Origin of the sequence: Streptomyces sp. NPDC008092 (assembly GCF_042957285.1) — a bacterium.
Classification (GTDB): domain Bacteria; phylum Actinomycetota; class Actinomycetes; order Streptomycetales; family Streptomycetaceae; genus Streptomyces.
Genome location: NZ_JBIBHY010000004.1, coordinates 308967 through 328105 on the forward strand (window position 1 = coordinate 308967; position 19139 = coordinate 328105).

General features: G+C 71.4%; 18 protein-coding genes. 10 read left to right on the forward strand and 8 right to left on the reverse strand.

All coding sequences use genetic code 11. From position 1 onward, the window contains the following. Positions 1-22 precede the first annotated feature (22 nt). On the reverse strand, positions 23-454 hold the full coding sequence (locus ACFZB3_RS14405; protein ID WP_391374727.1) for a ribonuclease domain-containing protein: 432 nt from the start codon (positions 452-454) through the stop codon (positions 23-25). Between the two features lie 149 nt (positions 455-603). Beyond that, a complete protein-coding gene (locus ACFZB3_RS14410; protein ID WP_089107496.1) occupies positions 604-798 on the reverse strand; it encodes a hypothetical protein in 195 nt (64 codons plus the stop codon). Positions 799-1258: 460 nt separating this feature from the next. Between ACFZB3_RS14410 and ACFZB3_RS14415 the strand changes: the two genes are divergently transcribed. Next, positions 1259-2392 (forward strand): acyltransferase family protein, encoded by a 1134-nt coding sequence (locus tag ACFZB3_RS14415; RefSeq protein WP_391374730.1) that lies wholly within the window; start codon positions 1259-1261, stop codon positions 2390-2392. A 6-nt stretch (positions 2393-2398) separates the two neighbouring features. Here ACFZB3_RS14415 and ACFZB3_RS14420 read toward each other — a convergent pair whose 3' ends face one another. Both ACFZB3_RS14420 and ACFZB3_RS14425 read right to left on the reverse strand, forming a co-directional pair. Then, complete coding sequence (locus ACFZB3_RS14420) at positions 2399-2845, reverse strand: HD domain-containing protein (RefSeq protein WP_391374733.1); 447 nt, start codon at positions 2843-2845, stop codon at positions 2399-2401. Positions 2846-3073: 228 nt separating this feature from the next. Then, a complete protein-coding gene (locus tag ACFZB3_RS14425) occupies positions 3074-4237 on the reverse strand; it encodes a SpoIIE family protein phosphatase (protein WP_391374736.1) in 1164 nt (387 codons plus the stop codon). A gap of 174 nt (positions 4238-4411) precedes the next feature. Here ACFZB3_RS14425 and ACFZB3_RS14430 point away from each other — a divergent pair, with 174 nt between their 5' ends. Next, positions 4412-5653, forward strand: a complete 1242-nt coding sequence (locus ACFZB3_RS14430) for a GNAT family N-acetyltransferase (RefSeq protein ID WP_391374739.1) — start codon at positions 4412-4414, stop codon at positions 5651-5653. Positions 5654-5660: 7 nt separating this feature from the next. Here ACFZB3_RS14430 and ACFZB3_RS14435 read toward each other — a convergent pair whose 3' ends face one another. Further along, entirely contained in the window at positions 5661-6464 is an 804-nt protein-coding gene (locus ACFZB3_RS14435) for a DNA-formamidopyrimidine glycosylase family protein (protein ID WP_391374742.1), read from the reverse strand. A gap of 228 nt (positions 6465-6692) precedes the next feature. After that, positions 6693-7178 (reverse strand): ribose-5-phosphate isomerase, encoded by a 486-nt coding sequence (locus ACFZB3_RS14440; RefSeq protein ID WP_361294379.1) that lies wholly within the window; start codon positions 7176-7178, stop codon positions 6693-6695. A 205-nt stretch (positions 7179-7383) separates the two neighbouring features. On the opposite strand from ACFZB3_RS14440, the gene ACFZB3_RS14445 reads away from it, so the two are divergent. Then, positions 7384-8847 carry an amino acid permease gene (locus tag ACFZB3_RS14445; RefSeq protein ID WP_391374745.1) on the forward strand — a complete coding sequence of 488 codons (1464 nt, stop codon included), beginning with the start codon at positions 7384-7386 and terminating at the stop codon, positions 8845-8847. 3 nt (positions 8848-8850) lie between these two features. Here the strand turns inward: ACFZB3_RS14445 and ACFZB3_RS14450 are convergent, their stop codons facing one another. Next, the gene (locus ACFZB3_RS14450; protein ID WP_391375787.1) at positions 8851-10581 is read right to left on the reverse strand and encodes a protein kinase; all 1731 of its coding nucleotides are present in this window, start codon (positions 10579-10581) and stop codon (positions 8851-8853) included. A gap of 297 nt (positions 10582-10878) precedes the next feature. On the opposite strand from ACFZB3_RS14450, the gene ACFZB3_RS14455 reads away from it, so the two are divergent. Beyond that, entirely contained in the window at positions 10879-11610 is a 732-nt protein-coding gene (locus ACFZB3_RS14455) for an LPXTG cell wall anchor domain-containing protein (RefSeq protein WP_391374748.1), read from the forward strand. Positions 11611-11675: 65 nt separating this feature from the next. Here ACFZB3_RS14455 and ACFZB3_RS14460 read toward each other — a convergent pair whose 3' ends face one another. Further along, positions 11676-12260 (reverse strand): biotin transporter BioY, encoded by a 585-nt coding sequence (locus tag ACFZB3_RS14460; protein ID WP_391374751.1) that lies wholly within the window; start codon positions 12258-12260, stop codon positions 11676-11678. Positions 12261-12697: 437 nt separating this feature from the next. Here ACFZB3_RS14460 and ACFZB3_RS14465 point away from each other — a divergent pair, with 437 nt between their 5' ends. The 6 genes from ACFZB3_RS14465 to ACFZB3_RS14490 all read left to right on the forward strand — a co-directional run bounded on the left by ACFZB3_RS14465 (position 12698) and on the right by ACFZB3_RS14490 (position 19121). Beyond that, positions 12698-13930 carry an ROK family protein gene (locus ACFZB3_RS14465; protein ID WP_391374754.1) on the forward strand — a complete coding sequence of 411 codons (1233 nt, stop codon included), beginning with the start codon at positions 12698-12700 and terminating at the stop codon, positions 13928-13930. A 195-nt stretch (positions 13931-14125) separates the two neighbouring features. Next, entirely contained in the window at positions 14126-15193 is a 1068-nt protein-coding gene (locus tag ACFZB3_RS14470; RefSeq protein ID WP_391374761.1) for an ABC transporter substrate-binding protein, read from the forward strand. Next, positions 15190-16035: an ABC transporter permease subunit gene (locus tag ACFZB3_RS14475; protein WP_391374764.1), complete on the forward strand. Its 846-nt coding sequence runs from the start codon at positions 15190-15192 to the stop codon at positions 16033-16035. The genes ACFZB3_RS14470 and ACFZB3_RS14475 overlap by 4 nt, the downstream gene beginning before the upstream one ends. Beyond that, on the forward strand, positions 16011-16724 hold the full coding sequence (locus ACFZB3_RS14480; RefSeq protein WP_391374767.1) for an ATP-binding cassette domain-containing protein: 714 nt from the start codon (positions 16011-16013) through the stop codon (positions 16722-16724). Before ACFZB3_RS14475 ends, ACFZB3_RS14480 begins: the two co-directional genes overlap by 25 nt. A gap of 95 nt (positions 16725-16819) precedes the next feature. Beyond that, positions 16820-18160: an NtaA/DmoA family FMN-dependent monooxygenase gene (locus tag ACFZB3_RS14485; protein WP_391374770.1), complete on the forward strand. Its 1341-nt coding sequence runs from the start codon at positions 16820-16822 to the stop codon at positions 18158-18160. Between the two features lie 70 nt (positions 18161-18230). Next, positions 18231-19121, forward strand: a complete 891-nt coding sequence (locus ACFZB3_RS14490) for a TauD/TfdA family dioxygenase (RefSeq protein WP_391374773.1) — start codon at positions 18231-18233, stop codon at positions 19119-19121. Positions 19122-19139 lie beyond the last annotated feature (18 nt).

Here is a 19139-nt window from a genome sequence, read left to right on the forward strand (position 1 = left end):
CGGCCGACTGCACACGTGTGGCTCAGCGCATGCGGGTGAAGGTGCGGCCGGCGTCGGGGCTGTACCAGGCGGAGCCGTCGTCGCCGGTGGCGATGCGTTCCGGGTCCCGGGCCTGGCCGGGCCTGTTGCGGTTGACGTCCCACAGCAGATAGGCGACCGGGCCGCCCGCGTGATCGGTCCCGGGGAGCGTTCCGTCGCGGTTCGGCCAGGAGGAGCCGCCCTTGGTGCCGGAGCCGTCGTTCGGCGGCCACTGACCGGCGTCGATCAGTCCCAGGGTGTCGAAGGCCCGCTGCGGAACGGGCGCGGCTGCGACCGGAGCCGCCACGGGGCGCGCCTGCTGGGCGGAGTGCGCGGGATCGCGGGCCAGGGCGGTGGCGGGCACGCATGCGCCGCCGGTCACCGCCGCCGCGGCGACGGCTGCCGCCACCGTCGTCCGCCAGGTCGTGTTCTGCACTGATGCGACTCCTTCCGTACCGGTATGGGGTACGAGGGAGTCTGGCGGTGTCCGGGCAGGCCGCGCGATCTTCCACGCATGCCGCCACCCGATTTGGTGACGTCACGGGACGCGGTGCGGGTACAGGGCGTCGCGGCCGGCCCCGGCGGTCAGAAGTTGATCGAGTTTATGGTCTGGGCCAGCGAGTCGAGGAAGCGCTGGATGGAGGGGGCCATCCCGGTCGACGCGAGGAAGAAGCCGAACAGGACGGCGACGATGGCGGGGCCCGCCTTGATGTTCCCCCCTCGCATCATCACCACAAGGATGATCGCCAACAGCAACACCACAGACAGTGAAATGGCCACAACTGATCACACCCTCGGTCGGTCCGCTCTCCGGCCCTGGGGTACGGCCCCGCACCCCCGCCAGATCCATCGTGCCACCAACCCGGCCGCACTATGCGGTTCGTGACACAACGTCGACAACTCACCGCACACCGGCAACTGCCCGCACTGCAATTCGAGGCCCCACCCGCCCACGGATCCAGGGCAATTGACGGACATCGTTTCCGTGTCCACACAACTCGCGCGCAGCCAATTCGAATTATTGACACAGGCACGGCAAGGGACGACGACCCGCGGTCGTTATGCACCAATTAGTAGGGATCAATAGGGACATCACGGGTGTAAGTGCAGCATGGAACCGCATAGGCACAGGCATCGCCCCCGGTGAATCACCCGGCGATCAAGATTCGGTTGCCGCCGATTAGCAGGAATCGCATCGGCGGTTTTACGAAATCCCACAGGCGACGCTAGGGTGCCTCAAATGTTTGACGCCGCCACGTCCCCCGGCCAGAACCGAGCACCCCGTCCCCCGGCACTGCCGCCGGCGGGCAGACCGCGCGACGCGTTCTTCGACAACGCCAAGTACCTGGCGATCGTGCTCGTCGCGATGGGTCACTCATGGGAGCCGCTGAAGGGCGACAGCCGCGTCCTGGAGGCGGCGTACTGCGTCGTGTACGCCTTCCACATGCCGGCGTTCATCATCGTCTCCGGCTACTTCTCGCGGAACTTCGACATGCGCCCGGACCGGCTGAAGCGGCTGGTCACCGGAGTCGTCGTCCCCTATGTCCTGTTCGAGACCGCCTACTCGCTCTTCCAGCGCTTCGTCGTCGGCTCCGACCAGGACATCAGCCTGCTCGACCCCTGGTACCTGACCTGGTTCCTGTGCGCGCTGTTCGTCTGGCGCCTGACCACTCCCCTGTGGAAGGCGGTCCGCCATCCCCTTCCGGTCGCCTTCGGCATCGCGATGCTGGCGTCCGTGTCCCCGAGCATCGGTGACGACCTCGACCTCCAGCGGGTGCTGCAGTTCCTGCCGTACTTCGTGCTCGGCCTGTGCCTGCGGCCCGAGCACTTCCGGCTGGTGCGCCGGTGGCCGGTGCGGATCGCCGCGGTGCCGGTGTTCGCCCTCGCGCTGGCGTTCGCGTGGTGGTCGGTGCCGCGGATGAACACCGAGTGGTTCTACCACCGGGACTCCGCGCAGGAGCTGGGCGCGCCGTGGTGGTGCGGGCCGGTGATGGTGCTCGCCATGTTCGGCTGCTCGATGCTGCTGACGGCCGGCTTCTTCTCCTGGGTACCGGGCCGGCGGACGTGGTTCACGGCACTGGGCGCGGGCACGCTGTACGGCTACCTGCTGCACGGCTTCGTCGTGAAGTACGGCGCCCACGCGGGCTGGTTCGACCCGAAGTGGCTGCACGGACCGCTCGGCGAGATCCTCGTCACGGCGCTCGCGGGCGGGTGCGTGACGCTGCTGTGCACCCGGCCCGTGCAGCGGGTGTTCCGGTTCTCCATGGAGCCGCGGATGGACTGGGCGTTCCGGCGGGACGCGGCCGAACCGGCCCGGGGCCGGGAGCAGGGCCAGGAGCGGGAGCCGCGGAGCCGGGAGATGGCCAGCGCCTGAGAGTGCCTACCCGGGGAGGCCGAGGAGGGCGCGCATCCGGGCGTACTTCCCGGTCAGCCGGCTCCGGGTGTCCTCGTCCAGTACGGCGAGACGGGCGGGGTCGGCGTTGTGCGCGAGGTCGGCCTCCTTGACGAGGAGGGCGCCCGGGGTGGTGAGGATCCGGTGGGCGTACGACTCCGGGGGCTCGCCGGGGTGCTTGGTGAGGGCGAGCACGACGGCCTTCGTACGGGGGCTCAGGGGGGCCGTGTCCAGCCACTCCTCGGTGACGGCGTGATCCTCGACGGCGTCGTGCAGCCAGGCGGCGGCGATCTGGTCCGGGTCGCCGCCGCGGACGGTCACGCCGTGGGCGACGGCGGCGAGGTGCTCGGCGTAGGGGCGGCCGGCCTTGTCGGTCTGCGCGGCGTGGGCCTCGCGGGCGAGCTTCTCGACTTCGGGGAGGGTGAGGGGGTGCACGGTGCGAGTATGTCGCGGCCGGGGGCGGGGGGTGTCACTTACCGGCGCTGGCCGGGTGCCTCCCCCAGCCTTCGGCCGGGGGGGGACCCCCAGCGCCCACCCGTGCCGCCCCAGCGGCACGACTGCCCGCGGCTGTGTCTTTTGTCTTTCAGGGGCGCGGGGAACTGCGCGACCGGCCACGGCGAACCCGCAGCCGCCGACGGTCCGCGGTCGCACCCCGGTCCGCGTTCATCTCGCCGCTTCCCGGCAGATCAGCAGCAGCGCCCTGTCGTCGTTGACGTCCTTCGCCACCGCCTCGATGAGGTGCCAGGCGGCGCCGTGGAAGCCGCCGGCGACGTAGCGGTCGGCCTCGCCCGTGAGGCGGTCCATGCCTTCCACGATGTCGCGGTCGGACGTCTCCACCAGGCCGTCCGTGAAGATCATCAGGACGTCGCCGGGGCGCAGGGAGCCCTTCACCGGGTCGAACTGGGCGCCGTCGTACACGCCGAGGAGAGGCCCTTCGGCGGCCTTCTCCTCCCAGCGGCCGCTGCCCGCGCTGAGCTGGAGGCCGGGCGGGTGGCCCGCGGAGTACAGCTCGTAGTCGCCGGAGTCGAGGTCCAGGACCAGGTGTATGGAGGTCGCGAAGCCCTCGTCCCAGTCCTGGCGGAGCAGGTAGCCGTTGGCGGCGGTGAGGAAGGCGTGCGGCGGGAGGGAGCCGAGGAGGCCGCCGAAGGCGCCGGACAGGAGCAGGGCGCGGGACGCGGCGTCCATGCCCTTGCCGGAGACGTCGGTGAGGACGACCTCCATCGTGCGGCCGTTGTTCGTGCGGGCGGCGACCACGAAGTCGCCGGAGAAGGACTGCCCGCCGGCCGGCCGCAGGGCCATCTCGCGGTGCCAGCCCGGCGGCAGCTTCGGCAGCTTGCTCTGCACCCGGATGCGTTCTCGCAGGTCGAAGAGCATGGTGCCGCCGCGCCGCCAGGGCACGCCGACCCGGCTGCGGAACTGGGCGGTGAGCAGCCCGAAGAAACCGCAGGCGGCGACGACGAGGACCACGCCGGGGGTGACCCGGGAGGGGCCCTCGGTGTAGGGGCCGAGCCGTACCGACTCCACGATCAGGGCGGTGGCCGCCGCCGCGTACAGGCCGAGCAGGCTCGCCGGGCGCAGCAGCAGGCCGCCCGCGATGATCGGCAGGACCAGCGCGGCCGGCGAGAACCAGACCGAGTTGGCGAGGGTCATGGACGCGAGGACCGGGACGGTCAGGAGCAGTCCGATCAGCGCGATCCAGTCGGAGCCGTCGCCGCGGAAGTAGTCCACGGCGCTTCTGCGCACGCCGACGCGGACCCGGTGCCACTGCACTTTCCACCGGGCCGGGAACGTCTCGGCCTTCGCGCGCCGCTCTCGGTCTACTGCCATTAGTTCGGGACCCTATCCATCGGACCAGCTGCTTGGCACGGGAGGTCCCACTTGTCCCCCGTCCGAGGCTCACCTTCGGGTGCGACTTCACAGTGAACTTCACCGGAAGCCCCCGCGTCGCCGTCCGGGAGAAATTCGCTGGCTCGTCCCGCAATGCGCTGGTAGGCATGGCGTATGGCGACCGAGCGTGCGACCGAGTTGAGGGTGCTGCGTCCCGAGGAGTTCGACGGGTGGTGGGACCACCTGGTGCGGGCCTTCGGCGCCGGTGCGGCTCCGGCCGAGGAGCGCGAGCTGGACCGGTCCATCATCGAGTGCGAGCGTTCGCTGGCCGCCTGGGACGGGTCCGAACCGGTCGGGACGGCGGGGGCGTTCCGGTTCCGGATGACCGTGCCGGGCGGTGCCGTGCTGCCCACCGCGGGGATCACCATGGTGAGCGTGGCCGCGACGCACCGGCGGCGCGGGGTGCTGACGTCGATGATGCGCCGCCAGCTGGACGACATCCGGGAGTGGGGCGAGCCGCTGGCCGCGCTGACCGCCTCCGAGCCGGCGATCTACGGCCGCTTCGGGTACGGCGCCGCGACCTCCCAGCTGCAGGCCGAGATCGACACGAGCCGGGTGACGCTGGACGTGCCGGCCGGCACCGGTGACGTACGGCTGCGGTACGCCGACCCGGCCGGGGTGCTCGACGCGTGCGAGGCGGTCTACGCGGAGCTGGTGCCGCTGCGGCCCGGGATGCTGGCCCGGCAGCCGGGCTGGGAGCGGGTGGCGCTGCTGGACCCGGAGAGCGAGCGGGACGGGGCCTCGGCGCTGCAGTGCGTGGTCGCCGAGCGGGACGGGCGGGTCACCGGGTACGCCCGGTTCCGTACGAAGCTGGGCTGGTCGCCGAGCGGGCACGACGGCACGGTGTCGCTGGACGACCTCGCCGCGCTGGATCCGGCGAGCGACGCGGCGCTGTGGCGGTTCCTGTTCGGCATCGACCTGATGTCGAGGCTGACGGTACGGGGGCGGCCGGTCGACGACGCCTGGCAGTACCAGGTCTCCGACATCCGGCGCTGTCTGACGCGGCTTCGGGACATGGGGTACGTGCGGCTCGTGGACGTCGGTGCGGCGCTCGCGGCGCGCACCTACCAGACGCCGGTGGACGTGGTGTTGGAGGTCGACGACGCCTTCTGCCCCTGGAACACGGGCCGTTGGCGGCTCACCGGGGACACCAAGGGGGCGTCCTGCGAGCGTACGACGGACACGGCCGAGCTGGCGCTGTCGGTACGGGAGTTGGGGGCGTCCTACCTCGGTGGCGTGTCCCTGCTGTCGCTGGCGCGGGCCGGGCGGGTGGGCGAACTGCGGCCGGGGGCACTCGCGGAGGCGTCGGTGGCGTTCGGCTCACCGGTGCCGCCGTGGCTGTCGCACGGCTTCTAGCGCGCACTCAGCGTTTCTGGCAGGTGGGGCACCAGAAGAGGTTGCGGGCGGCGAGGTCGGCCGTGCGGATGCCGGTGCCGCAGAGGTGGCAGGGCAGGGTGGCCCGGCGGTAGACGTACACCTCGCCGCCGTGGTCGTCCACGCGCGGCGGGCGGCCCATCGCCTCCGGGGTGTGCTCGGGCCGGACGGTGTCGATGCGGTTGTTCCGGACGCCTTCGTGCAAGAGCCCGACGAGGTCGGCCCAGATGCCGTCCCACTCGGCGGGGGTGATGTCCCGGCCCGCGCGGTACGGGTCGATCCCGTGCCGGAAGAGGACCTCGGCTCGGTAGACGTTCCCGACACCAGCGATGACCTTCTGGTCCATCAGCAGAGCGGCGATCGTCGTACGGCTGCGGGAGATCCTGCGGTACGCCGCGTCCGGGTCGGCGTCGGCGCGGAGCGGGTCCGGGCCGAGGCGGGCGTGTACGGCGGTCTTCTCGGCGTCGGTGATCAGGGCGCAGGTGGTGGGGCCGCGCAGGTCGACGTAGGCCGTGGGGTTCGCCAGGCGGAGGCGGACGGTGTCGCCGGCCGGGGGCGCGGGGGCGTCTCCGAAGGCGACCTTGCCGAAGAGGCCGAGGTGGATATGCACCCAGGCGCTGTCGCGGAAGCCGAGGAAGAGGTGCTTGCCGTGGGCCTCGGTACGGGTGAGGGGGGCGCCGTCTATCAGCGCGGCGGCGTCGGAGAACTTGCCCTGCGGGCTGGTTGCCCTCACGGGCCCGGTGAGCCGACGGTAGTCCAGCGCGAGCCGATGGATCGTGTGCCCCTCTGGCACTGAGGTAATTCCTTTCCCACCCACCCACCCGACTCGGTCAGTGGAGAGGTGAACGTCCAAGGGCGCCACGCACAGCGCCCCACAGGGGACACGGGCTGAGCTGTGGCGCCCCCTAAGGGGCGCGGGGAACTGCGCGATCAGCCCCCGCCGGGCCGCGGACGAGCGTCTGCCGGGTGCATGCCGCCTCGCCCCTCGGGCAACCGAGTCGGGTGGGTGGGTGGGCGAACGCTACGGCTGCGGGTGGTGCGCCGGGATCGGGGGGAGGTCGCCCGTCGTCTCGTATGCCGTGAGCATGTCGATGCGGCGGATGTGCCGCTCGCCCTCGGAGAACGGCGTGTTCAGGAAGGTCTCCACGAACTTCGTCGCCTCGTCCTCCGTGTGCATGCGCGAGCCCACCGCGACGACGTTCGCGTTGTTGTGCTGCCGGCCGAGCGACGCGGTCTCCTCGCTCCAGGCGAGCGCCGCCCGCACGCCCTTCACCTTGTTCGCGGCGATCTGCTCACCGTTGCCGGAGCCGCCGATCACGATGCCGAGGGCCTCGGGGTCGGCCGCCGTCCGCTCGGCCGCGCGGAGGCAGAACGGCGGGTAGTCGTCGTCGGCGTCGTAGATGTGGGGGCCGCAGTCCACGGGGTCGTGGCCCGCCGCCTTCAGCCACTCGACGAGGTGGTTCTTGAGTTCGAAGCCCGCATGGTCGGAGCCGAGATACACGCGCATGGGATGAGTGTGACACGGACGTGAACGCACGGCAGGGGCGGGGCCAGGCCCGGGAAATTGTGAGTAACACTACAGAACCTCAGGAAAACCTCAAGTAACGATCCGGATTCAAAGGTTCAGGAATCAGTCCACCTCCGTTTCACTGGACCGACTCGTACGCCGCTCGTACGAGAGCCCGCTCACCCGGCACAAAGGAATTCCCCCCATGACTGCCAACGGTCCCCACGACGGTCCCCGGGACGGTCTCCACGCAGGACTCAAGAACCGGCATCTGTCGATGATCGCCATCGGCGGTGTCATCGGCGCCGGCCTCTTCGTCGGCTCCAGCACCGGTATCGCCACCGCAGGCCCCGGCATCCTGCTGTCGTACGCACTCGTCGGCACGCTCGTGGTGCTGGTGATGCGGATGCTCGGCGAGATGTCCGCCGCCAACCCCACCTCCGGATCGTTCTCCGCGCACGCGGACCGCGCGCTCGGCCGCTGGGCCGGGTTCTCCATCGGCTGGCTGTACTGGTTCTTCTGGGTGGTGGTGCTGGCGGTCGAGGCGACCGCCGGTGCCACGATCCTCGAAGGCTGGATCCCGGCCGTACCGCAGTGGGGCTGGGCGCTCATCGTGATGACGGTGCTCACCGCCACCAACCTGGTCTCCGTCGGCTCCTACGGCGAGTTCGAGTTCTGGTTCGCCGGCATCAAGGTCGTCGCGATCGGCGCGTTCATCGTCGTCGGCCTGCTGGCGGTGCTGGGCGTGCTGCCCGGCGCGGACACCGACCGGGCGAGCTTCTCCAACCTCACCGGCCACGGCGGTTTCCTGCCGCACGGCCCCGGCACCATCCTCACCGGCGTGCTGCTCGTCGTCTTCTCCTTCATGGGCAGCGAGATCGCCACCCTGGCCGCCGGCGAGTCCGAGGACCCGCAGCGCGCGGTCACCAAGTCCACCAACAGCATCATCTGGCGGATCGGCGTCTTCTACCTCGGCTCGATCCTGATCGTGGTCTCGCTGGTGCCGTGGAACGACCCGTCCATCAAGGAGAAGGGCTCGTACGTCGCCGCCCTCGACTCCCTCGGCATCGCGCACGCCGGCCAGATCATGAACGTCATCGTGCTGACGTCCGTGCTGTCCTGCCTCAACTCCGGCCTGTACACGGCCTCCCGGATGGCCTTCTCGCTCGGGCAGCGGGGCGACGCGCCGAAGGCGTTCGCCCGGACCACCTCCCGCGGGGTGCCGCTGGCCGCGATCGTCGCGTCCGTCGTCTTCGGGTTCGTCGCCGTGTTCTTCAACTACCGGTTCCCGGACTCCGTCTTCCTCTTCCTCGTCAACTCCAGCGGCGCGGTGGCCCTGTTCGTCTGGCTCGTCATCTGCTTCTCGCAGCTGCGCATGCGGAAGATCATCCAGGCCGAGGCACCGGAGAAGCTCGTCGTGAAGATGTGGCTGTACCCGTACCTGACCTGGGCGACGGCCGGTCTGATCGTGTTCGTGCTGGGCTACATGCTGACCGACACGGAGGGCGAGAGCAGCGGTCGTACGACGGTTCTGCTCTCGCTGCTGGTCGCGGCGGCGGTGGTCCTGGTCGCCGTGGTGAAGCAGAAGGTGACCGACGGCCGTACCGCCCCGGTGGCCGCCGAGTCCGCCAGGTCCGCCGAGTCCGCCGACGAGGTGTCCGTCGGCTGACGCTCACAGCAGGGTGAAGCTCGCCTTCACCCGCTCGTAGGTCCGCACGGCCTGGGCTTCGACCGCCGGCTGGTACCAGGTGTTGATCTGGTACGACTTGCCGTCGGCGTCGAAGCCCAGCAGCCGTGCGTGCCAGGCGGTGCCCCTGAGGGTGAAGGTGTACTCCCAGACCACCGCCGGGTGGCCGCGGAAGGTCGTCCGGGCCAGCCGGATCTTGGTGTAGTCCTGGCCCTGGTGGGCGCTCTGCTCGGAGGCGCTCCAGCTGTCCATGAGGTTGCCACGGGCGAGCGAGGACTTGGCGACGAGTTCCTGGCTGCCGTCGGGGGAGGTGTAGTGGACCTCGGCGCCCGTCTTCACGTCCCTGCGCCAGCCGGTGGGCGGCGCCCAGGCGAAACCGCCGGCCTCCTCGTGGGTGCCGGGCGGGAGGGAGCGGGGGCGGGCGGTGCCCTCGACTGTGGGCGCCGATGAAGTGGGCGTCGAGGTCGAGGGGGTTGAGGAGTTGCCGGTCGCTTTATTGCTTTCGCCGCCGCCTGTTGTGGTGGTGAGGAGGATGGCGAGGGCGGTGGCTACCGCTGCGGTTCCCAGTACGGCGAGGAGAGTTGTGCGTCGGGGGGTCTTGCCCCGGTGGGTACCTGCGGGCTCGTCGTGGCTGGTCGCGCCGTTCCCCGCGCCCCTGACGGGGCGCTGCAGTTCGGGGCGTTCACTGGCGGGGCGCTGCGGTTCGGGGCGTTGTAAGGCGGGGCTCGGCTGAGGGCGGGTCGGGAGTGTCGGGCCTGTCGGACTGTTCGACGGGGTTTCCGAGCGGACCTCCGCGCGGGGTTCCGAGGGGGTCTCTGTGGATGCGCTGACCGGCGGGGACGGCTGTATCTCCGTCGGTGGTGGCTGCGGGCGTTCGTCCTCGGGGGCCGGGAGGTGCACCACGTACGCCGGGGTCGGGCGTTCCGCCGGACGCGGGGCCGGATAGCGCTCCGTCGGCGTCTGCGCCGGGTACGCGATCGGGCGGAGTTCCTGTTCCACCTCCTCCAGCCCTGGCCGCGTCGTCGGGTCCTTCTCCAGGAGTGCTGCCAGCAGGTCGTACAACGGGCCTGCCGTGGGCGGCAGTTCGGGCTCCTCGTAGAGGACGGCGTGCAGGGTGGCCAGGGTGGTGTCGCGGGAGAAGGGGGAGCGGCCGGCGAGGGCCGCGCACAGGGTCGCGCCGAGCGACCAGAGGTCGGAGGGCGGGCCCTGCGGCCGGCCGGAGACGCGTTCGGGCGCCATGTAGTCGGGGGAGCCGACGAGCATGCCGGCCATGGTGAGCGCCTTGGCGTCCTGGATCGCCGCGATGCCGAAGTCGGTGAGGACCACCCGGCCCGCGGTGTTCTCGACCAGGACGTTGCCGGGTTTGATGTCGCGGTGCAGCACTCCCCCGGCGTGCACCTGACGCAGCGCCGCGACCAGGCCGAGGCCGATCCGGGCCGCCGCGCGCGGGCTCAGCGCGCCCTCCTCGGCCATGATCCACTCCAGGGAGCGGCCATGGACCAGCTCCATGACGATCCACAGGCGTTCGCCCTCGTCGACGACGTCGTAGACCCGCACCACGTTGGGGTGGTCGATCCGGGCGGTGGCCCTGGCCTCGCGCAGGGTGCGTTCGCGGCGGGTGCGGGTGTCCTCGGCGTCGAGGCCGTCGATCCGCATCTCCTTGACGGCGACCTGCCGGTCGAGCGTCTCGTCGGCGGCCCGCCACACCCGCCCCATCCCGCCCTGACCGATACTCTCGGCCAGCCGGTAGCGGCCGGTCACCAGCAGCCCGGGAACACCGCCCGGCCCGGCGTTCTCCGGACCCCCCGCATTCCCCGGATTCCCCGCACCAACTGAATTCCCTGAATTCTCTGAATTCCCCGGCAATTCGCTGCACCCCCTCAACGACCGCCCCTGCTGACACACAATGGTCACACTTACGGCCGTACCAGCATAGTGCGGAGAAATCTTGTGGTACCTCTTCAAGTGACCGCGAATTCAGGCGCGGTCCAGGGGGTTGCAAGGGGGACGAACATGAGTTCTCGTCGTACGGTCCGGCGGCTGACCGTGGTCACCGGATCGCTGGTCACGGCATCTTTCTCGGCCGTGATGATCCTGCCGTTCACGGCCGCCGCCGATGACCAGGGACCGGCAAGCAGCAAGGGGGGAAAGGCGGTCGACCAGGCACCGGACGGTGTGCGGCTGACGACCACGCTGCCCGCGAAGATCTCGGTCGACAACAGTTCGCAGAAAACGACGATTACCGCCACCGTGAAGAACGAAGGGACCAAGGACAGTGCCGACATCAGTCTTCTGGTGGTCGGTTTCGACGGCCTGAAGGTCAACGGAGTGCAGGGGTGCGACGCCGTCGCCGGGAAGGATCTGCCGGCCGGTTCGAACAGCGCCTTCAGCTGCTCCGTCGGCGCGCTCGGCGCGGGCAAGTCGAAGTCGTACGCCGTCGACGCCACGTTCGACCTCGGAAAGACCGGGAAGATCTGTCTGCCCGTGCAGAGCGCGGACGGGAAGAAGACGTTCTGGCAGCAGGGCCCGGTGCCGTTCGGTACGACGAACCCGTCGCCGAACGCACCGGCCACCCCGCTGCTGCTCGGCACCGACAACAAGCCGGTGGGGCCGAGTGGCGACCAGTTGCCGAAGACCGGCGCGGGACGTGACGTGCTGCCGCTCGGCGCGGCCGGTGCGGCGCTGGTCGCGGCCGGGGCGGCGGGGGTGTGGTGGTCGCAGCGGCGGCCGCGGCAGCGGTCGTAGCACCCGGTACGACAGCGGGGCCCGGGGTGCCGAAGCATCCCGGGCCCCGCTGCGGTCGGGTGGGGTCAGCGCTTGTCGACGAGCTTCCACGCCGCGGGCACCGCGCCCATCGCGAGGGCCGCCTTCACCGCGTCGCCGATCAGGAACGGGGTGAGGCCGGCCGCGATCGCCGCGGACGCGGACATGCCGGCGGCGTAGGCGAGGTAGGGCACGCCGACCGCGTAGATGATCGCCTCGCCGAGCAGCATCGTGCCCGCCATGCGCAGGACGCCGCGGTCGGCGCCGCGCCGGGCCAGGGCGCCGACGGCGGCGGAGGCGAGCATCATGCCGAGGATGTAGCCGAAGGAGACGGAGACGCCGGAGGTGCCGCTCGCGAACCAGGGCACGCCCGCGAGGCCGGCCAGCGCGTACAGGGCGAGGGAGAGCAGGCCGCGGCGGGCACCGAGGGCGGTGCCGACCAGCAGGGCCGCGAAGGTCTGGCCGGTCACCGGCACCGGGGAGCCGGGCACCGGGACGGCGATCTGGGCGGCGAGGCCGGTGAGCGCGGCGCCGCCGGCCACGAGGGCCGCGTCGCGCACCCGGGACGCGGGCAGGAGGTCGGCGAGGACGGTGCCGGTGCGGGTCGACGCGGTGGCGGTGGCGGTGCTCATGGGGACTCCGCGGGGTGGGGTGGACAGACAGGGACCTCGTGACGCTATCCCGGCCCGTCTGAGCCGGACACGTCAGCGGTCGACAAAGGCCGGAAGCGGCACTTGGTGGGCTCTCCACAAAGGATGTGGGTTACACGCGGTACGGGGTGACGCCGATCACTCAGGCAGGGATGTTTCAGCCACGTCAACGGCATTGAACGGGGCTGTGGAGTTCCGCCAATCGAATCCCAGCGGTCTGGTGGGATTCGAGCTTTCTGGCCTACGCTGCCGGACATGGTCGCCCAGTCCCGGAACTTCACGTCGCGTCGCTATGTCGACCTGCGACGCCAGGGGGCTGCCACCTGTCGCCGTACGCCCTGAGGCCGCGCGGCGGGAGACCGGTCCGGCGCGCCTCGACGTCCGAGACGTGTCGGCCCCGTTCCCGAGGACGGTTTCCCATGCCCCGTACCGCGGCTCCCCCGCTCACCTCCGCACCCCGCGACCGGCGGCGGACCAGCGCCAGTGTGGTCCTGCGCTCGGTGCTCGAACACGGGCCGGTCGCCCGGTCCACCATCGCCCGGCTGACCGGGCTGTCCCCGGCCTCCGTCACCGACTACTGCGCCCGGTTCACCGAACTCGGCCTGATCCGGGAGACCGAGGCGCCGCAGCGCGTCAGGGGCGTGGGCCGGCCGCACGTCCCGGTCGACCTGGACGACTCGCGGTTCGTGGTCGGCGGGGTGCACGTGGCCGTGCCGTACACCACGGTCGCCCTGCTCGACCTGCGCGGACGGGTCGTTCTGCGGCGGGAGTTGAAGCACCGCTCCACCGACCCGCGCGCGGTGCTGGCGCGGGCCGCCGCCGGGCTCGCCGCGCTGCTCGACGAGGTGCCCGGCAGCCGGCCGCTGGGCGTCGGGGTCGCCGTCGGCGGCTGGGTGGACCGGGACTCCGGGACCGTCGTCGAGCACCCCCTGCTGGGCTGGCGCGAGGTGCCGGTGCGCGAGCTGCTCGGCGCGCACACCGGGCTGCCGGTCCATGTGGACGGCCACGCGCGCGCGTTGGTCAACGGGGAGCGGCTCTTCGGGCGGGCCCGGGGCAGCCGGAGCGTGCTGCACCTGTTCGTCGGGAACGTGGTCGACGCGGCCTTCGCCACCGGCGACGAGGTGCACCACGGCCCGCGCTCCCAGGCCGGCATGATCGGCCATCTCCCGGTGCCGGGCGGCACCGAGCCCTGCGGCTGCGGACGCACCGGCTGCCTCCAGGTGGAGCTCAGCGAACGCACCCTGGTGCGGCGGGCCCGGGCGGCCGGGGTGGTGGACAGCGCCAATCCGATGGACGTCCTCGCGGCGGCCGGGGCCGGCGATCCGGCGGCCGCGGGGCTGCTGGTGGAGCGGGCGCGGCTGACCGGGCGGGCGGCGGCGCTGCTGCTCGACGTCCTCAACCCGGAGAGCGTGGTCGTCACCGAGGTCGGCGTGCTGTACCGCGAGGACTGTCTGCGGGCGCTGCGCGAGGCGGTCGGGACGGAGCGGGCGGCCGTGGTCGCGCCGACCAGTTTCGGGGCCTCGGTGCTGGCGGTGGCGGGCGGTTCGGTGGTCCTGGACGTGCTGTACCGGGACCCGCTGAGCGCCTCGTCCCCGACGGCTCCGGCCACGACCGCGGCCCCGGCTCCGGCCCTGTCACCAGAGCTTATTTAATTCAGAAACTCGGAATATTGACAGCCGTCGCGCACGGCAAGGAACATCCATCCCATGACCTGTCGCACCCTCTGTTGCTGACGTCTTGACGCGCCCCGGGCGCGCATTTCCCTCTGCGTGAGATCTCTCTTTCCGGCCCTCCGGCGCCGGGAATTCGCCCTGCCTTTCTGCTGCTTTTCTCCCCGGAGCACTCCCATGTCTTCTGCGTCCTCCTCCGGCATCGACCGCCGGCTCTTCCTCACCTCACTGCTCGGCGCCTCGGCGGCCGTGGCCGGGCTGAGCGGCTGCGCGGGCGGCAGCGCGGCCGCCGACACCGCGGGCGCCGCCACCGCCCCGCTGGCCGACAAGGTCCCGGCCGGCACCAGCCTGAAGATCGCCTCCTACCAGGGCGTGCAGCAGCTGGAGTTCAAGCTGGCGAAACTGCCGGAACTGCCGTTCACGGTGTCGAGCTGGGTGAACATCGGCGCCGGTCCGGATGTCATCAACGCGTTCCGCGCCAAGTCCCTGGACGTCGCGAACAACGCGGGTATTCCGCCGATCCAGGCGCAGTTCCAGGGTTTCGCGGCGAAGATCGTGGCGATCAACATCACCCGCAAGCCGAACTACCTGTTCGCCACCAAGCCCGGCAGCGACATCCGCACGGCCGCCGATTTCAAGGGAAAGAAGCTCGCCTTCTCGCAGGGGCAGGCCCAGGGTGTGGTGCTGCTGCGGGCGCTCAAGGAGGCCGGGCTCGCCTACGACGACGTGAAGCTGGTCCCGCTGACCAGCAACCAGTTCCTCACCGCCCTGCAGTCCGGGCAGGTGGACGTGGCCCCGCTCGCCAACACCCAGGCGCCGGCCTATCTCCAGCAGTACGGCTCCAAGGGCGCCCACACCATCGCCACCGACGTCGTCGACCTGCTCAACCTGCTCTGGGCGCCGCAGGCGGTGCTGAACGACAAGGCCAAGGCCGCCGCGATCGCCGCGTACATCCCGCAGTGGGCCAAGGGCCTGGTCTGGCAGTGGGAGAACCCGGACACCTGGAACGAGGAGTTCTACGTCAGGACGCAGAACCTGACCCTCGCCCAGGCCCAGGGCATCACCAGGCTCGCCAACAAGCCGCTGTTCCCGCCCAGCTGGGACGAGGCGGTCAAGTGGGAGCAGGAGACCGCCGATCTGCTGGCGGAGGGCGGCTTCGTGAAGAAGACCGACGTCACCGGGCTCTTCGACCACCGCTTCGAGTCCCTCGCCGCGAAGGCCGTACCGGCGGAGTACCGGAAATGACCGCCGTGACCACCGGCACCGTGCCGGTCCCCGTCGCGGAGGAGGAGGCGCACCGGGTCCGGCCGCGCCGCCGGCTCTCCCCCGGCCGCCGGCTGCCCGCCGCCCGGCTCGCCGGTCCGCTCGTCGTCCTCGCCGCCTGGGCCATCGCCTCCGCCGCCGGGCAGCTCGACCCCGGCGCGATCCCGGCGCCCTGGACCGTCCTGGACACCGCCGTCCGCCTGTGGACCGCCGGAACGCTGCGCACCGACATCTTGACCTCCGTGGAGCGGGCCGGGTACGGCTTCGCGATCGGCCTGACCGCCGGGGTGCTGCTGGCCCTGGCCTCCGGGCTCAGCCGCACCGGCGAGGCGCTGATCGACGGGACCGTGCAGATCAACCGGGCGATCCCCACCCTCGGCCTGATCCCGCTGTTCATCCTCTCGCTGGGCATCGGCGAGACCTTCAAGATCGCCATCATCGCGATCGTCGTCTACATACCGGTCTACCTGAACACGCATGCCGCGCTGTCCGCCATCGACAGCCGGTACGTCGAACTCGCCGAGGTGCTGGACCTGTCGAGGGTCCGGTTCATCCGGCAGATCGTGATCCCCGGCGCGCTGCCCGGATTCTTCGTGGGGCTCCGGCTCGGCGTCACCGGCTCCTGGCTCGGCCTGGTCGTCCTGGAGCAGATCAACGCCACCAGCGGCCTCGGCTACATGATGTTCCAGGCCCAGAACTACGGGCGCAGCGACATCATCCTCGTCGGTCTGCTGATCTACGGCGTCTTCGGCCTCGTCTCCGACACCGTGGTCCGGATCATCGAACGGAGGGTGCTGTCATGGCGCCGCACACTGAGCAGCTGACCCGCCCCGCCGTCCGGCTCCGGGGCCTGACCCGGTCGTTCGGGGAGCGCACGGTCCTCGACTCCGTCGATCTCGACCTGCCGGCCGGGCAGTTCACCGCCCTGCTCGGGCACAGCGGCTCCGGCAAGTCCACCCTGCTGCGGGCGGTCGCCGGACTCGACCACGGGGTCACCGGCAGCGGGCAGCTCACCGCCCCGGAACGGGTGTCGGTGGTCTTCCAGGACTCCCGGCTGCTGCCCTGGCGCCGGGTGCTGGACAACGTGGTGCTGGGCCTGGACGGCAGGGACGCCCACGACCTGGGGCGGGCCGCCCTCGAAGAGGTCGGTCTCGGCGGCCGGGAGCGGGCCTGGCCGGGCGAGCTGTCCGGCGGCGAGGCGCAGCGGGCCGCGCTCGCCCGGTCCCTGGTCCGCGAGCCCGAACTGCTCCTCGCCGACGAGCCGTTCGGCGCGCTGGACGCGCTGACCCGGATCAGGATGCACCACCTGCTGCGCGAGCTGTGGAAACGGCACCGCCCGTCCGTCCTGCTCGTCACCCACGACGTCGACGAGGCGATCGTCCTCGCCGACCGGGTGCTCGTCCTGGAACGGGGCCGGATCGGCCTCGACCTGACCGTCGACCACGACCGCCCGCGCGGCGAGTACCGGAGCCGGCTGCTGGCGGCGCTGGGCGTCACGGAGGACGTCGCGTGACCGTGCGCCGGGGGCTGCGCCCCCGGACCCCCGCTTCGGCCTGAACGGCCTCGTCCTCAATCGCCGGACGGGCCAAAGGATGCAAAGGACCCCGCATGACCCGCACACTCCACCTCAACGCCTTCCTCATGACCACCGGCCACCACGAAGCCTCCTGGCGCCTCCCGGAGAGCGACCCCTACGCGCACGTCGACCTCGCGCACTACGTCGGGCTCGCCCGGACCGCCGAGCGCGGCACCTTCGACTCGCTCTTCCTCGCCGACGGCCCGCATCTGTGGGGCAGCGTCGGGCAGCGGCCGGCCGGGGCCCTGGAGCCGCTCACGCTGCTCACCGCGCTGGCCACCGCGACCGAGCACATCGGCCTGATCGCCACCGCCTCCACCTCCTACAACTCCCCCTACAACCTGGCCCGCAAGTTCGCCTCGCTGGACATCATCAGCGGCGGCCGGGCGGGCTGGAACATCGTCACCACGGCGGGGGCGGAGGCGGCCCGCAACTTCGGCGTGGACGAGGAGCCCGCGCACGCGGAGCGGTACACGCGGGCCGCCGAGTTCCTCGACGTGGCCCTGAAGCTCTGGGACAGCTGGGAGGACGACGCGATCGTCGCCGACAAGGCGTCCGGCGTCTGGGGCGACGACGCAAAGATCCACCCGCCCCGGCACCGGGGCACGTACTTCCGTGTCGAGGGCGCCCTCAACGTGCCCCGCTCCCCGCAGGGTTACCCGCTGCTGGTGCAGGCGGGCTCCAGCGAGGACGGCAAGGCGTTCGCGGCCCGGTACGCGGAGGCCGTGTTCACCGCGCAGCAGACCGTCGAGGAGGCGCGGGCGTTCTACGCCGACCTCAAGGCACGGACGGTCGCGGCCGGCCGGGACCCGGACCACGTCAAGGTGCTGCCGGGCATCGTGCCCGTCATCGGCTCGACCGAGGCCGAGGCGCGGGCGAACGAGCAGCTCCTGGAGGACCACATCGTGCACCGGCACGGGGTGGCCAACCTGGAGCGGCTCCTCCATCTCCCCGCCGGCTCCCTGGAGCTGGACGCCCTGCTCCCCGCCGACCTGCCGCCCGAGGACGCCATCGAGGGCGCCAGGAGCCGCTACACGCTGGTCGTCGGGCTCGCCCGCCGCGAGCGGCTCACCGTGCGGCAGCTGATCGGCCGGCTCGGCGGCGGCCGCGGTCATCTGACCTTCGCCGGGACCCCGGAGCAGGTCGCCGACGCGATCGAGACCTGGTTCACCCAGGGCGCCGCCGACGGCTTCAACATCATGCCGCCCGTGCTGCCCTCCGGCTTGGAGGCCTTCGTCGACCACGTCGTCCCGGTCCTGCGCGCCCGCGGCCTGCTGCGCACGGAGTACGGCCCGCGCCGGACCCTGCGGGAGCGCTACGGCCTGCCCCGCCCCGCCAACCAGTACGTCGCTCCCGCACTCGCCACCGCCTGAAAGCCCGCAAGCCCGCAAGCCCGCAAGCCCGGCCTTCCGAAAGCCCGAACGTCTGAAAGGACGCCCCCGCATGTCCATCGAGATCCGCAAGGTCACCGCGAACATCGGCGCCCAGGTCCTGGGCGTGGACATCGCCAAGCCGCTCGACGCGGAGCAGGTCGCCGCGATCCGCGAGGCCCTGAACGTCCACAAGGCCCTGGTCTTCGACGACGTCCGCCTCGACGACGAGGGCCAGGAGGCCTTCGCCCGGCACTTCGGCGACCTCACCACCGCCCACCCGACGGTGCCCGCCGTGGACGGCGCCCCGAACGTGCTGCCCGTCGACAGCGAACGCGGCCGGGCCAACCACTGGCACACCGACGTGACGTTCGTCCTGAACCCGCCGCAGGCCAGCACCCTGCGCTCGCTCACGGTCCCGCCGTACGGCGGCGAGACGCTGATCACCAGTTCGGCCGCCGCCTACCGCCGGCTCCCGGAGCCGCTGCGCGCGCTGGCCGACACGCTGTGGGCGGAGCACACCAACGACTACGACTACGCCGTGCCGGACGAGGAGATCGACGAGGAACAGGCCGCCCAGCGCGTCCAGTTCACGTCGACCAGGTTCCGCACGGTCCACCCGGTGGTCCGGGTGCATCCGCTGACCGGTGAACGCGGCCTGTTCATCGGGGGGTTCGCGCAGCGGATCGTCGGCCTGTCGAAGGACGAGTCCCGCAAGGTCCTCGACCTGCTCCAGGCGTACGTCACCCGCCCCGAGAACATCCTGCGCCACCGCTGGTCCCCGAACCAGCTCGTCCTGTTCGACAACCGCATCACCCAGCACTACGCCGTCGACAACTACGACGACCTGCCGCGCCGCCTCCACCGCGTCACCGTCGCCGGTGACGTCCCGGTCGGCATCGAGGGCAAGGAGAGCTACTCGATCGAGGGCGACGCCTCGCACTACACGTCCGTAGCCGCGTGAACACGTCACGTTAACGGC

Bases quoted from the DNA above. Each gene is read 5' to 3' on its own strand.
- ACFZB3_RS14415 (WP_391374730.1), top strand. From the start codon at position 1,259: ATGTTTGACGCCGCCACGTCCCCCGGCCAGAACCGAGCACCCCGTCCC.
- ACFZB3_RS14475 (WP_391374764.1), top strand. From the start codon at position 15,190: ATGACCGCCGTGACCACCGGCACCGTGCCGGTCCCCGTCGCGGAGGAG.
- ACFZB3_RS14485 (WP_391374770.1), top strand. From the start codon at position 16,820: ATGACCCGCACACTCCACCTCAACGCCTTCCTCATGACCACCGGCCAC.
- ACFZB3_RS14455 (WP_391374748.1), top strand. From the start codon at position 10,879: ATGAGTTCTCGTCGTACGGTCCGGCGGCTGACCGTGGTCACCGGATCG.
- ACFZB3_RS14445 (WP_391374745.1), top strand. From the start codon at position 7,384: ATGACTGCCAACGGTCCCCACGACGGTCCCCGGGACGGTCTCCACGCA.
- ACFZB3_RS14480 (WP_391374767.1), top strand. From the start codon at position 16,011: ATGGCGCCGCACACTGAGCAGCTGACCCGCCCCGCCGTCCGGCTCCGG.
- ACFZB3_RS14440 (WP_361294379.1), bottom strand. From the start codon at position 7,178: ATGCGCGTGTATCTCGGCTCCGACCATGCGGGCTTCGAACTCAAGAAC.
- ACFZB3_RS14465 (WP_391374754.1), top strand. From the start codon at position 12,698: ATGCCCCGTACCGCGGCTCCCCCGCTCACCTCCGCACCCCGCGACCGG.
- ACFZB3_RS14460 (WP_391374751.1), bottom strand. From the start codon at position 12,260: ATGAGCACCGCCACCGCCACCGCGTCGACCCGCACCGGCACCGTCCTC.
- ACFZB3_RS14470 (WP_391374761.1), top strand. From the start codon at position 14,126: ATGTCTTCTGCGTCCTCCTCCGGCATCGACCGCCGGCTCTTCCTCACC.
- ACFZB3_RS14430 (WP_391374739.1), top strand. From the start codon at position 4,412: ATGGCGACCGAGCGTGCGACCGAGTTGAGGGTGCTGCGTCCCGAGGAG.
- ACFZB3_RS14450 (WP_391375787.1), bottom strand. From the start codon at position 10,581: ATGGGGCGGGTGTGGCGGGCCGCCGACGAGACGCTCGACCGGCAGGTC.
- ACFZB3_RS14425 (WP_391374736.1), bottom strand. From the start codon at position 4,237: ATGGCAGTAGACCGAGAGCGGCGCGCGAAGGCCGAGACGTTCCCGGCC.
- ACFZB3_RS14490 (WP_391374773.1), top strand. From the start codon at position 18,231: ATGTCCATCGAGATCCGCAAGGTCACCGCGAACATCGGCGCCCAGGTC.